Origin of the sequence: Pandoraea soli, from assembly GCF_902459595.1 — a bacterium.
GTDB classification, from domain to species: Bacteria; Pseudomonadota; Gammaproteobacteria; order Burkholderiales; family Burkholderiaceae; genus Pandoraea; species Pandoraea cepalis.
In genome coordinates this window covers 557,736-571,074 of sequence record NZ_CABPSG010000001.1, presented here as the reverse complement: position 1 = coordinate 571,074, position 13,339 = coordinate 557,736, and the positions used below count along the sequence as shown (strand labels likewise).

Annotated in this window: 8 protein-coding genes; 7 read left to right on the top strand and 1 reads right to left on the bottom strand. The window is 63.8% G+C overall.

Annotated features, from left to right (window positions below; genetic code table 11):
* The first annotated feature begins 2 nt into the window (after positions 1-2).
* The 4 genes from PSO31014_RS02340 (at position 3) to PSO31014_RS02325 (ending at position 7,110) form a co-directional block, all read left to right on the top strand.
* Positions 3-2,087 carry a pilus assembly protein TadG-related protein gene (locus PSO31014_RS02340; protein ID WP_150550125.1) on the top strand — a complete coding sequence of 695 codons (2,085 nt, stop codon included), beginning with the start codon at positions 3-5 and terminating at the stop codon, positions 2,085-2,087.
* Between the two features lie 130 nt (positions 2,088-2,217).
* The gene (locus PSO31014_RS02335) at positions 2,218-3,633 is read left to right on the top strand and encodes a sigma 54-interacting transcriptional regulator (protein ID WP_150550124.1); all 1,416 of its coding nucleotides are present in this window, start codon (positions 2,218-2,220) and stop codon (positions 3,631-3,633) included.
* A gap of 441 nt (positions 3,634-4,074) precedes the next feature.
* Positions 4,075-4,803: a DUF2968 domain-containing protein gene (locus tag PSO31014_RS02330; RefSeq protein WP_150550123.1), complete on the top strand. Its 729-nt coding sequence runs from the start codon at positions 4,075-4,077 to the stop codon at positions 4,801-4,803.
* Between the two features lie 414 nt (positions 4,804-5,217).
* On the top strand, positions 5,218-7,110 hold the full coding sequence (locus PSO31014_RS02325) for a potassium transporter Kup (protein ID WP_150550122.1): 1,893 nt from the start codon (positions 5,218-5,220) through the stop codon (positions 7,108-7,110).
* 240 nt (positions 7,111-7,350) lie between these two features.
* Here the strand turns inward: PSO31014_RS02325 and PSO31014_RS02320 are convergent, their stop codons facing one another.
* Positions 7,351-9,699, bottom strand: a complete 2,349-nt coding sequence (locus PSO31014_RS02320) for a Tex family protein (protein WP_150550121.1) — start codon at positions 9,697-9,699, stop codon at positions 7,351-7,353.
* Positions 9,700-9,840: 141 nt separating this feature from the next.
* On the opposite strand from PSO31014_RS02320, the gene PSO31014_RS02315 reads away from it, so the two are divergent.
* From PSO31014_RS02315 to PSO31014_RS02305, 3 genes are all read left to right on the top strand, one after another.
* On the top strand, positions 9,841-10,683 hold the full coding sequence (locus PSO31014_RS02315) for a hypothetical protein (protein ID WP_150550120.1): 843 nt from the start codon (positions 9,841-9,843) through the stop codon (positions 10,681-10,683).
* A gap of 45 nt (positions 10,684-10,728) precedes the next feature.
* Complete coding sequence (locus PSO31014_RS02310) at positions 10,729-10,932, top strand: YdcH family protein (RefSeq protein WP_150550119.1); 204 nt, start codon at positions 10,729-10,731, stop codon at positions 10,930-10,932.
* A gap of 157 nt (positions 10,933-11,089) precedes the next feature.
* Positions 11,090-13,276 (top strand): ATP-dependent DNA helicase, encoded by a 2,187-nt coding sequence (locus PSO31014_RS02305; RefSeq protein ID WP_246176215.1) that lies wholly within the window; start codon positions 11,090-11,092, stop codon positions 13,274-13,276.
* Positions 13,277-13,339 lie beyond the last annotated feature (63 nt).

Below are 13,339 nucleotides of genomic sequence, written 5' to 3'. Positions count from 1 at the left end.
TCATGACTGTGCGTGCGCGTTTGCGCCGAACGAATCGTAATGCCTCGTCACGTGGGGCGCAGCGGGGATCGGTTCCGATCCTCGCCTTCGTCTTCGTGATCGTGGCACTGATTCTGGCGTTCGCCATCGATGTGGGCTATGCGTTCATGCAACGACGCGATCTGCAGCGCGCGGCCGACATGGCTGCGCTCGCCGGTGCGCAGACGCTGCCGGGATGCGCCAACGCCACGTCGTATGCGAGCGTCGCACAGGCCAACGTGACATCGAACATGGGCAGCAGCGTCACCGGCTTGCAGGTGACGACGTCGTGCGGCGTCTGGACATCGCCGTCGGCGTCGGCGACCGGGCCGGGCACGTTCGTCGCGACCAATGCTGGCAATGCCGCAAGTGGTAACGCTGTGTCGGTGACGTTGTCGTTGGGCGTTCCGTCCTTCTTCCAGCTCGCCGGTACGCGCACGATCACCGCCACCGCGATTGCACGCAAGGCGCCAGCAGTGGTGACGTTCACGGTCGATTCGGGACTGCTGGCGCTTAATACGAGCAATTCGGTGCTCGCGCCGCTGCTTCAGTCGGTCGGTATCTCGCCAACGCTCTACGTCGCCGCGGCGCAGCAGCTTGTCGGCGTCAATATCACGCCGCAGGGATTGTTGCAGGCGCTTGGGGTTCCGGTGACCGGCGATGTCAGCGTGGCGTCGCTTTCGGGGGTGGCCGCGGTGAAGAACCTGACCGTCGGACAATTGCTGAGTGCAACGAATATCGCGCTGGCAACGCAGAATGGCGCGCTCTCTGCGTCGGTCACGGCGATGAACAATCTCATCAATGTGTTCGCGGGTAGCCCGGTGCTGAATCTGCCGATCAACTTGCTGGGCACGGCGACCACGCCCGGCCTCATCGCCAACATCGACGCGGCGGGGGTGAGCGCCGCGAACGCGCTCACGGCCAATATCGGTGTCGCTGATCTGATTTCCGCGGCTGTCGTCGGTGCTAACGGCAGCAACGCCGTAGCGATTCCATCGCTACCGATTCTCGGCGGTACGGTGTCGGTCGTGGCTCGGGTCATTTCGCCGCCACAGGTTGGCGTGGGCGGTGTCGGGGCGACAGCGACGACCGCGCAATTGCGGCTGTTCGTGACCGTGAACTCGTCTGCCGGTACGCTGGGCGGGCTGCTCAATGGACTGGGGACGCAGTTGAATCTACCGCTCGTGCTGGAGGCGGCACAGTCGACGGCGACAGTGACGGCCTTGCAGTGCGGTGCGACTCCTTCCGCGACCCTCCAAATCAATTCCGGGCTGGTAAATGCCTGTGTGGGCGGCACGGCCAGCGGTGTGAACATCGCGAACGACGCTGCGAGCTGCACCACCCTCATGACGCAGCGCACGAACATTGCGACGTTGCTGGGATTGATTAACGTGGGGGGAAACGTCAACCTCTCGCTCGTGACCAATTCGCCCGCGCCGCTGACGTTTACCGGACCGTTTCCACAAACCGTCGGGCCGGTCGGCTCGAGCGTGAATCTGAGCCAGATCGTCAGCGCGTTGGTCACTGGCCTGTCGCTCGACGTGAGTGCGTCTGGGGCGGCGTCATCCAATACGATCGGTACAGGTCTCGTTGGCAGCGTGCCAACCGCGGCCGTGGGGGCTACCGTCTCGACGGTCAACCTGTTTCTCAGTACTGCCGCCGCAGGGCTCACCACCACGACCAACGCGCTTGGCACCACGCTGGGTGGCGTTGCCACCCTCAACCTGCCCCAAGTGGTCGGTGGCGTGGACGGCCTCATCACTGGGCTGGTCAATACGCTTGGCTCAATCGTGAACGGATTGCTGGGCGGCTTTTCGGATCTGGTGTGCAATCTGTCGGGCAGCGGGGCAAATCAGTGCCGCGTCAATGCAGTGTCGGGGTCGATCGGTAGTTCCGACGTCTCGCCCGTGCTCGGCAGCGTGGTCTATACCTTGCTCAATCCGCTGCTTGGGCCACTGAGCACGCTACTCAATACGTTACTCACGTCGCTGGGCATCACGCTCGGCACCACCACGGTGACCGTCGACAGCATCAACTGCCAGAACGGACTCGTCCAACTCGTCTATTAGCGAAGCGGCACGATCGCGCAAGCGAACCGGAACAGGAGCGGTACAGCGAGGCCCAGCAGCGGGTGACGGATATCAGGACTGAAATTCACCATGACGGACGCCTGGCGCGACCGGCAACCAGCGGAACAGCATGAAAAGCAAGCCAGTACGTGAAGATCTCGATGTGTACGTGTGGGAAGGCAAGTCGGACATTGCCGACCGCGTCGCGCATTGCCTCGCGAGCTTCGACATGGAAGTCATTCGTGCCGACGGCGTCGACCTCTCGCGCGAGCGCACCAAGGCGCGTCCGTCCATCGCCGTGGTCAGCGTGTCGGTGATCGAAGGCGCATCGACCAATGCCCAGGAGTGGCAGTTGGGCCACGGCATGCCTGTCATCTGGGTCGCGACCACGCCGCGCGAGAACGATCCGCGTGTCTATCCGCCCGAGTACAGCAACATCCTCACGCTCGACTTCTCCGGCGCGGAATTGCGCACGCTCATCTTCAAACTCTCGGGCGCCATCGCGGAAGCCGACCGCGCCCCCGCGCCGGTGGACCCGCTCGTTGCGCAGTCGAGCGCCATGCTGGGCTTGCTCGCGGAGGTCGACGCCTTCGCCGATTGCGATTCGAACGTGCTCATTCACGGCGAGACCGGGGTGGGCAAAGAGCGCATCGCGCGACTGCTGCACGACAAGCAAAGCCATTACGGACAAGGCCCGTTCGTGGCCGTGAACTGCGGTGCGATTCCGGATGGCCTGTTCGAGTCGCATTTCTTCGGCCACGCCAAAGGCGCCTTTACGGGGGCGCTCTATTCGCACAAGGGCTATTTCGAGCAGGCCAACGACGGCACGCTCTTCCTCGACGAAATCGGCGATCTGCCGTTGTATCAGCAGGTCAAGCTGTTGCGGGTGCTGGAGGACAGCGCAGTGACGCGTCTGGGGTCGGCGCAACCCGTGAAGCTCGACTTTCGGCTCGTGGCGGCGACCAACAAGCACCTCAAGACGATGGTGCGCGACGAACTGTTCCGTGCCGACCTGTTCTACCGTCTCGCCGTGATCGAGCTGCATATCCCGAGTCTCGAAGAGCGCGGTCCCGTCGACAAGCTCGCCGTTTTCACGGCCTATCTCGGCAAGGTCGTCGGCGACAGCGAGGTCGGTGCGCAAGTGCCGCCGTGGCTGCGCGAACAGGTCGAGGGCGGGGTGTTTCCCGGCAACGTGCGCGAAATGCGCAACATCGCCGAGCGTGTCGGCATCATCTATCGGCAATTGGGGGGCTGGGACGAGCGGCGCATCCGCCCGATCTTCGACGCGCTTTCGATGGGCACCCCCTCACGCGGTGATGACGGCGCGCGAGGCGCGGTGCTGACCGATCGCGCCCGTTGGGATGCCACCGAGCGCGCGCGCATCGTCGCGTCGCTCGACGCCAACGGCTGGCGACGCCAGGACACCGCCAACGCCCTGGGCATCAGCCGCAAGGTGCTGTGGGAAAAAATGCGCAAATATCAGATCGTCGGCAACGATTCGGAACTGGCCAGCGAGTTCGATGCGGGCACCGGTAGCGATCGCTAGTTGCGCCGCTACCGGGCGGCCTTCGCCGCGCCTGGTTGGCAAACCGAAGGAAACGACTGAAAAGCCCGTGGCGGTCCGAGAGATGTCGTCCGCCCCTCACCATGGGATCGTGCCCCGATATCGCCGCGTGTTGCGTGGGGAATACCTCGATTCGCGCCTAAATGACGGGATTTGTCTGACATCGAAGTTCCGTCCAGGGGAACTCGCGCGGCGTTCGGAGTTGCGCGGTATCAACAGATGAATTCCGGCGGGCACAATAACGCATTCGCCGCTTGGAAGCGGGCGCGTCAATGGATAGAATTGGCGGCTATTGCGGGCGTGCGGTTATCATTCCACGAATACGCAGGTATCCGATCCTCGGGGCAGAGTCCGGAGGGAGCGTACGAATGCGGCGAACAAGGGTCGTGAAACGATCCGGTCGATAAGAGGAAAACAGATCAGATGAAAATCAGTGATTGCCGGGGGCGGTATTGGTTGGGCGTGGGGGTGGCATGCCTGGCAGCCTGGGGAACGCCAGCGGGGGCGGCGGACGCGGTGAAGGACGTGACGGGCGCATCGCCTGCCCAACTCGCGGCGCCGACAGTGCCTGCGCAGTCGGCCAACGCGCCGGCGGCGGCCTCGGGAACGATCCAGGAACTGCGCGATCGCATTCAGAACAAGGAAGTCTCTGAACTTCGTACGACTTACAACGGCCGCTATGGCGCGAGCCTGTTGTTCTATCCGCAGACGTTGGGCTATTACGTCGCACTGTTCCATGAGGGCCAGTTCTGGCGCGTCGTGAAGCTCGGCAACGAGAAGAAGGCGGAAGCACTTTACGGCGACTTCGTGCGCCAGACGCAGGTGCTCGCCGACGTCGAAATCCGTCGCATCAAGCTGGAAGCGCAAAAGGCGCTGATGGAGCGCCAGCTCGCCGATAGCGAAGCGCGCCTGAACGCGGTGCAGAACGACCTGACGATTCAACGCCAGCAGGAACAAGCGCTGGCCGAGAACCAGCAGGCGGTGCGCGAGCAAGCTTCGGCACTGGAAACCGAGCGTACCGCAGCGCGTCTGCGCCTGAACGACCTGCAAGGCCAGATCCGCTCGCTTGAAGCCGAGCAGAACAGCGCCGACTCGAGCCTCGTGCGCTCGGTCAAGAGCCCTGGCCATCGCAAGGCGACGCGTCATCGTTAAGCCGATGGCCCACCGCGCCACGTTCGGTCGACGGCTCAAATGATGGGAAAACCGCCTTCGGGCGGTTTTTTTATGGGCCGTCGCACCAGCGCCGCACGAGAGGATGCCGAGGTATGCGCAGTCGCCCGGTACACGCAATTGGCGGGACTGTCGACTCGTGAATGCACATGCCGGGCATATGTCGCGCATTTGCAACTCGAATCGCGGCGCCGCTCGCCCAATCCCATGGTGCGCCGGGGTGGCAAAACCCTTGTCGCGCCGCACTGGTCACGGCGCACGGCTCGAATTATCCTAGCGTAGCCTGCCATGTCAGACGTCCGGCACTCCGCACCTGTCCGGACTGGCGAGGGAACCGGCGCCCAGTTAGAATAGCGCCCATTTTGTGCAGCGCAATAAAGCGATTACCCAAACCTTATGACGCAAAACATACGACACGGGCAGCGCCCTCAGGCTTTGCCCGCGCTCATGGTGGCGGCCATCGGCGTGGTCTTCGGCGATATCGGCACCAGTCCGCTCTATGCGCTCAAGGAATGTTTCGATCCGCAACACGGCATTCCGTTTACCCAGCAAGCCGTTTTCGGCATCATCTCGCTGCTGTTCTGGGCCCTGGTGATTGTCGTTTCCCTGAAGTATGTGCTGTTCGTGATGCGCGCGGACAACCGCGGCGAGGGCGGCGTGCTCGCGCTCATGGCGCTCAGCCTGCGTAGCGTGCGGGGTGGCAGCCGATGGGCGTCGGTCCTGATGATGCTCGGCATGTTCGGCGCCTGTATGTTCTATGGCGATGCGGTCATCACGCCGGCCATTTCCGTGCTGTCGGCGGTCGAGGGGCTGGAGATTGCCGCCCCGTCGCTCGGGCGCTTCGTGCTGCCGACCACCATCGTCATCCTGATCGTTCTGTTCTGGATGCAGAAGTCCGGCACGGCCAAGGTCGGACGCCTTTTCGGTCCCGTCATGGTCATCTGGTTCGTGATTCTCGGCGTGCTCGGCGTGTACAACATCATCGCCGCGCCCGAGATCGTTCAGGCGATCAATCCGTATTACGGCATCCGCTTCATCCATACGCACGCCCTGCAAGCCTATATCGTGCTCGGCTCGGTGTTCCTGGTGTTGACCGGGGCCGAGGCGCTCTATGCGGACATGGGGCATTTCGGCATTCGGCCCATCCGATTTGCGTGGTCGCTCCTCGTGTTCCCGGCGCTGACACTGAATTACTTCGGCCAGGGTGCATTGCTGCTGACGACGCCAAAGGCCATCGAAAACCCGTTCTTCCTGATGGCCCCGGACTGGGCGCTGGTGCCGTTGGTGATGGTGGCAACGGCGGCGACCGTGATCGCCTCGCAGGCGGTGATTTCCGGCGCATTCTCGCTGACCAGTCAGGCCATTCAGCTCGGCTATGTCCCGCGTATGAAGATTCTGCATACGTCGGATCGCGAAATCGGCCAAATCTACATGCCGGTGATCAACTGGGCGCTGCTGCTGGTGATCATCTGGATCGTGCTGGCCTTCAAGTCGTCGAGCAATCTCGCGGCCGCGTACGGTATTGCCGTGACCACGACGATGGTCATCACGACGATTCTGGCGTGCGTGGTCATGGTCAAGGTCTGGAACTGGAACAAGTTCCTGGTGGCGTTGATCATCACCGGCTTCCTCGTGGTCGACTTCGCCTTCTTCGGCGCGAACCTGATCAAGGTGGAAGAGGGGGGATGGTTGCCGCTCGCGCTGGGCGCATTCCTGTTCTTCATGCTGATGACGTGGCACAAGGGGCGCCAATTGCTGCGTGAGCGCACGGCCGCCGACGGGATTCCGCTCGCGCCGTTCTTGCAGGGGCTGCTCGCGCATCCGCCGCATCGCGTGGCGGGCACCGCCATCTACCTGACGGGCGGCAACACGCAAGTGCCGGTGAGCTTGCTGCACAACCTCAAGCACAACCGCATCCTGCACGAGCGCACGATCTTCCTTACCTTCCGCACGGTCGATGTGCCGTATGTCGAGGATCTCAATCGCATCGAGGTCCAGGATCATTCCGGCGGCTTGTTCAGCGTAGTGGCAACGTTCGGTTTCAACGAGACGCCCGACGTCAAGGAAGTCCTGAATTTGCTCGAGGGCAAGACCGACATGCACTTCGAGCTGATGGACACGTCGTTCTTCCTCGCGCGCGAGACGGTGGTCCCGACCAAGTTGCCGGGCATGTCGATCTGGCGCGAGCGTCTGTTCGCATGGATGCACCAGAACGCCGCCAAGCCGACCGACTTCTTCAGCATTCCCGCGAACCGCGTGGTCGAACTGGGGACCAAGATCGAGATCTGACGGCGAGTCCCGTGCCCTCAGGGTGAGGGCTCGCTGCGCCGTCTGACAGGGCGATGCGCGACCCGATGCAACGAACCCCCAAGGATTGGCGAGACCGCCAGCCCTTGGGGGTTTGGCGTTTGGGCGGACCGAAAAAAAGCCCGCCTTCCGGAGAGGGCGGGCCGGTCGCAACGAGACGGGACGCGGCGCGAAGTAACGCTTGCGCGCCGCGCGTCGGACTCGTGAGCGCTGGGGCTCGACTTAACGCTTGAGCTTGGCGAACGCGGCTGCCATGGCGTTCACCGTCTCCGGTTCGCGCTGACGTTGACCGCCGCCGCCACGTTGGCCGCCGCCATTGCCACCGTTGCCGCTGCGTGCGCCGCCGCTACTGCTCGGACGATCGGTCGCCCCCGCCACCGGCAGGTCGTCGTTCAGTCGCATCGTGAGCGAGATACGCTGGCGGCGCGGATCGACTTCGAGCACCTTCACCTTCACGATGTCGCCGGCCTTCACGACCTCGTGCGGATCCTTGATGAACTTCGTCGACATCGCCGAGACGTGCACGAGGCCGTCCTGATGCACGCCGATGTCGATGAACGCACCGAAGGCGGCCACGTTCGTTACCACGCCTTCGAGCTGCATGCCCGGCTTGAGGTCGGTGAGCTTTTCGACCCCTTCCTGGAACGTCGCCGTCTTGAACTCGGGGCGCGGATCGCGGCCCGGTTTCTCCAGTTCGGTCAGAATGTCCTTGACCGTCGGCAGGCCGAAACGCTCGTCGACGAACTCGGTCGCCGAGACGCTGCGCACGACCGAGCCGTTGCCCATCACGTCGCCAATGGACTTCTTGATCTTCGCCAGAATGCGTTCGACGACCGGATACGCTTCCGGGTGGACCGACGACCGATCGAGCGGATTGTCGCCGCCGGTCACGCGCAGGAAGCCGGCGGCCTGCTCGAAGGTCTTGTCGCCCAGGCGCGGCACTTTCTTGAGTGCTTCGCGATTCGGGAACGGGCCGTTGCTGTCGCGGAAGTCCACGATGTTCTTTGCAAGCGTGCCGTTCAGGCCCGATACGCGTGCAAGCAGCGGCGCCGAAGCGGTATTGACGTCCACCCCCACGGCGTTCACGCAGTCCTCGACCACAGCGTCGAGCATGCGTGCCAGCTCGCGCTGGTTCACGTCATGCTGATACTGGCCCACGCCGATGGCCTTCGGCTCGATCTTGACGAGTTCGGCCAGCGGATCCTGCAAGCGGCGGGCGATCGACACCGCGCCGCGCAGCGACACGTCGAGTTCGGGGAATTCCTTCGCGGCGAATTCCGACGCCGAGTACACCGAGGCCCCCGCTTCCGAGACCACGATTTTCTGCAGCTTGAGCTCGGGATGGCGCTTGATCAGCTCCAGCGCAAGCTTGTCCGTCTCGCGCGAGGCCGTACCGTTGCCGATACTCACGAGTTCCGCACCGGTGGCAGCGGCGATCTTGGCGAGTCGCGAGAGCGAGCCGTCCCAATCGCGGCGCGGTTCGTGCGGGTAGATGGTGTCAGTGCCCAGCACCTTGCCGGTGCGATCGACCACGGCCACCTTCACGCCGGTACGCAGGCCCGGGTCCAGACCGATCACGCCCTTCTGACCGGCCGGCGCGGCGAGCAGCAGCGCCTTGAGGTTGCGTGCGAACACGCGAATGGCTTCGCTCTCGGCGCTTTCGCGAATTTGCGTGAGCAGTTCCGATTCGAGGTGCGGCTGCACCTTCACGCGCCAGCACCAACGGCAGACATCGCCTAGCCACTTGTCGGCGGCGCGGTTCTGCTGGCGAATGCCGAAGTGCCCGGCGATCACGCCTTCGCACGGATGCGGGATTTGCGTGTCGAGTTCCTCGCCAAGGCCCAGCTTGACCATCAGAATGCCGAGGTTACGGCCACGGAAGAGGGCCAGTGCGCGATGCGACGGCACGGCGGCGATCGGCTCGGCGTAGTCGTAATAGTCGCGGAATTTCTCGCCTTCCTCGCTTTCCTTGCCTTCGACGACCTTCGACGACACGACGCCCTGATGCCACAGATAGTCGCGCAGCTTGCCGAGCAACTCGGCCGTTTCGCCGAATTGTTCCGACAGGATGTCGCGGGCGCCGTCGAGCGCGGCCTTGACGTCCGCCACGCCTTTTTCGGCATCGACGAACTTGGCCGCCTCGGCCTGCGGGTCGAGTGTCGGGTCGGCAAGCAAGGCCTGCGCGAGCGGCTCGAGGCCGGCTTCGCGGGCGATCTGCGCGCGCGTGCGCCGCTTTTGCTTGTATGGGAGATAGAGGTCTTCGAGCGTCTGCTTCGTGTCGGCCGCCTCGATGGCGGTGCGCAGCTCGTCGGTCAGCTTGCCTTGCTCGTCGATGTTCGCGAGGATCGCCGCGCGGCGCTCTTCCAGCTCGCGAAGATAGAGCAGGCGTTCTTCGAGCGTACGCAACTGCGTGTCATCGAGGTTATCGGTGACTTCCTTGCGGTAGCGAGCGATGAAGGGCACGGTGGCGCCTTCGTCGAGCAGTTGCACGGCGGCGGCCACCTGACGCGGCTGCACGTTGAGTTCGTCGGCGATGCGTTGAACGATCTGAAGGGCTACGTTTTGCGTCATGAGTGTTGCGAGTTACCCAAGTGCCAGGAGCGGGGCATTTTGCCATAAACCGCGGGCGCGTCCGGGCAGGCAATGTTAAAATTTGGCATCACTCTGCTCAACCTCATGATTTCCTTCGCAAAATTGTTTTCGCGCCAGTCTTTGTGTCGTCATGCCGCGGTGGGCGCGTTCGGCATCGTGACGGCGGTCGCCGTCGTGCCGGGCACGTCGTTCGCGCAGGGGCTCTCGGCGACCGAGGCCGCAGGACGCACGACCGAACAGCTTCGCGTGCCGAAGGTGCCATTCGATGCCACGGCCGATCGCACACCGTCGCCGGCCAGTGCGGCGAGTGCCGCCATCGCCGAAGATGACAAGCCGGTCGCGTACGACGACGCGCTCGATCTGCACCCCGCCGACGACGACTTCGCCGGCCGCCGTGCGGTGCTCGATCGGCAGCGCGCCTGGATCGACTATCGCTTCGAACAGGCGAAGTACGCGTGCGCCTCGAAGTTCTTTGTGAATTACTGCATCGACAACGCGCGTGACGATCAACGCGCGGCGCTCAAGGCCGTTCGCAGCCAACGGCTGGTGCTGGAAGACCAGGAGCGCAAGGCGCGGGCGCAGGAGCGTGACGAGCGTCTGGCGGAGAAGCGGGCGCAAACGGCGGCCGAAGCGCCGCAGCGCGCGGCGGAGCGTGCGCAGAACGTATCCAATTACCAGACGAAGCAGGCCGAGTATCAGCAGCGTGTGACCGAGCGTACGGGAGAGGCGCCACAGCGTGCTGCCAACGCCGAGCAGTACAATGCCAAGCAGTCCGGGCAACAGCAGAAGCTCGACGACGCGAAGGCGACGGCGGCGCAAAAGGCGGCTGTGCGTGAAGAAAACGTTCGCAAGTTCAATCAGAAGCAGCAGGACGCCATCGAGCGCCAGAAGAAGTCGGATGCGCGCCGCAACGAGTCGCAATCGGGCAGTTCGCCGGCACAGAAGCCGTTGCCGGGGCAATGAACGCCTGCCCCGGAATCTTTTGAGAGTCGCAGGAGAGTGAGCACGATGCAGCAGGATCTTCACTCCGTCGGGCGCCGCATCATCGAGTTGCAGATCGAACACCGCGATCTCGACTTCCTGATCGACAAGTTGCTGACGGAACCGGCGTACGACGAACTCCAGGTCACACGGCTCAAGAAGCGCCGTCTGAAAATCAAGGACACGATCACCCTGCTGCAAGTGCAGCAAATGCCGGACCAGCCCGCCTGAGCGGGCGTTCCGCGCAACGTTTGCGACACGCGTCCGACAGTCGGCGCGATTGCTTTTTTCATTGCCGGCGTCGCGAATCTCGTAGGTGCGATTCGCGGCACCTTTGAGTTTTCTTGCCGTTTTGACCGATTCCGCCGCCTCCAGCGATTTCCCCGACATCTCCCCAAGCCCCGCCGAGACGCCCACGTTCTATGGACTCAGGCCGCTTGCCGCCAAGCGTGAGCGCGAGTTGCAAGAGATCTTCGGCGACGGCGGGATGCTTGCGCGCACGATCGACGGCTATCGCTCGCGCGAGCCGCAGACCGAAATGGCGCGCGCGGTGGCCGCCGCAATGGACACGCACGACACGCTGATCGCCGAGGCCGGCACCGGTACCGGCAAGACCTATGCGTATCTCGTGCCCGCCATGCTGTGGGGCGGCAAGACAATCATCTCGACCGGCACCAAGCACTTGCAGGATCAGATTTTCGCGCGCGACATTCCAACGGTGCGCAAGGCGCTCGCGGTGCCGGTGACGGTGGCCATGCTCAAGGGGCGCGCGAATTACCTCTGTCATTACTATCTGGAGCGCGCCCAGCAGGAAGGGCGCTTCGCGTCACGTCATGAAGCGGCCCAGTTGCGCGAGATCACGACGTTCGCGCAAATCACGCACAGTGGCGACAAGGCGGAACTGGCCTCGGTGCCGGAGAATGCGCCCATCTGGGCGCAAGTCACGTCCACCCGCGACAACTGCCTCGGTCAGGAATGCCCGCGCTACAAGGATTGTTTCGTGATGCAGGCGCGCAAGGAAGCGCAGCAGGCAGATCTCGTGGTCGTCAATCATCACCTCTTTTTTGCGGACGTGATGTTGCGCGACACGGGGATGGCCGAGCTGCTGCCCAGCGCAAACACGGTCATCTTCGACGAAGCGCACCAGTTGCCGGAGACCGCCACGCTGTTCTTTGGAGAGACGGTCTCAACGGGGCAGATGCTCGAACTGGCGCGCGACTGCGTGGCCGAAGGGCTGATCCATGCCCGCGATGCGGCTGACTGGGTCAAACTCGGTGCGAACCTCGAGCGGGCGGCGCGCGATGTGCGTTTGACCTTCGGGCAGGACAATACGCGGATGTCGGTCGCACAATTGGCCGACGATCATGAGTTATTCGGCGCGCTCGATAGCGTGGACGTCGCATTGCAGGACATGATCGAGACGCTCCAGCACCAGTCCGAGCGAGCCGAGGCGTTGGGCACTTGCTTGCGTCGCGCGCTTGAGTTGCATCAGCAGTTGGAACGTTGGCAGACCGGGGCAACGCCGCCCGTGCCGGGCGAGTCGCCGCTGCCGCTGCTGGATCCGGATGCACCGCGTGTCACCGACGGCAAACGCGAAAAGGCGGCCAAGGCGCGCGAGGCGGAAGCCGCGCGGCTGGCGGCCGACGCGAAGGCGCCGGGGACTTCGACGGACGAGGCGATAGCGGGAAAAACCTACACGCCCCCGGAGACGGTACGCTGGATCGAGGTGTTTTCACAGGCGGTGCAGTTGCATCAGACGCCGCTCTCGATTGCGCCGATCTTCTCGAAACAGCGCGCCGGAGCGCCCAGGGCCTGGATCTTCACGTCGGCCACGTTGTCGGTGAAGGGCAATTTCATGCACTATGCGGCGCAATTGGGGCTCGATGCCGGCAAGTCGCTCACGCTCGCCAGTCCCTTCGATTATCCGAATCAGAGTCTGCTGTACGTGCCGCGCGGATTGCCACAGCCGTCAGCGCCGGGCTTCACCGACGCGGTGCTCGACGCCGCCTTGCCGGTGCTCGAAGTGAGCGGTGGCCGGGCGTTTGTCCTGTGCACGACGTTGCGCGCGGTCAACCGGGCCGCGGAGCGTCTGCGTGAAGAGTTCGACCGCCGTGGCTGGCCGTATCCGCTGCTCGTACAGGGCGAGGCGAGTCGCACCGAACTGCTCGATCGGTTTCGCGCGCTTGGCAACGCCGTGCTCATCGGCAGTCAGAGTTTCTGGGAAGGAGTCGACGTGCGCGGCGAGGCGCTCTCGCTTGTCATCATCGACAAATTGCCGTTCGCGCCGCCGGATGACCCGGTGCTGGCCGCGCGGCTCGACGCGCTCACGAAGAAGGGGCTCAGCCCATTCGCCGTGCATCAGTTGCCGCAGGCGGTCATCACGCTCAAACAGGGGGCGGGGCGGTTGATTCGTTCTGAACTCGATCGTGGTGTGTTGATGATTTGCGATCCGCGTCTGGTCGACAAGCCCTACGGCCGCCGGATCTGGCAGAGCCTGCCGCCGTTCAAACGCACGCGCGAGCTCCCCATCGTGCGCGGCTTCTTCGATGAGATCGCTGCCGACGCGGGCGATTGACACACCGACGCACTCCGTGGCACTCGCCGGAATCGGTCCGGCGACATCACGCGCCAAAACAAA

Excerpts from the sequence above, each read along its gene's own strand:
- PSO31014_RS02325 (WP_150550122.1), top strand. The coding sequence starts at position 5,218 with ATGACGCAAAACATACGACACGGGCAGCGCCCTCAGGCTTTGCCCGCG.
- PSO31014_RS02320 (WP_150550121.1), bottom strand. The coding sequence starts at position 9,699 with ATGACGCAAAACGTAGCCCTTCAGATCGTTCAACGCATCGCCGACGAA.
- PSO31014_RS02310 (WP_150550119.1), top strand. The coding sequence starts at position 10,729 with ATGCAGCAGGATCTTCACTCCGTCGGGCGCCGCATCATCGAGTTGCAG.
- PSO31014_RS02340 (WP_150550125.1), top strand. The coding sequence starts at position 3 with ATGACTGTGCGTGCGCGTTTGCGCCGAACGAATCGTAATGCCTCGTCA.
- PSO31014_RS02335 (WP_150550124.1), top strand. The coding sequence starts at position 2,218 with ATGAAAAGCAAGCCAGTACGTGAAGATCTCGATGTGTACGTGTGGGAA.
- PSO31014_RS02330 (WP_150550123.1), top strand. The coding sequence starts at position 4,075 with ATGAAAATCAGTGATTGCCGGGGGCGGTATTGGTTGGGCGTGGGGGTG.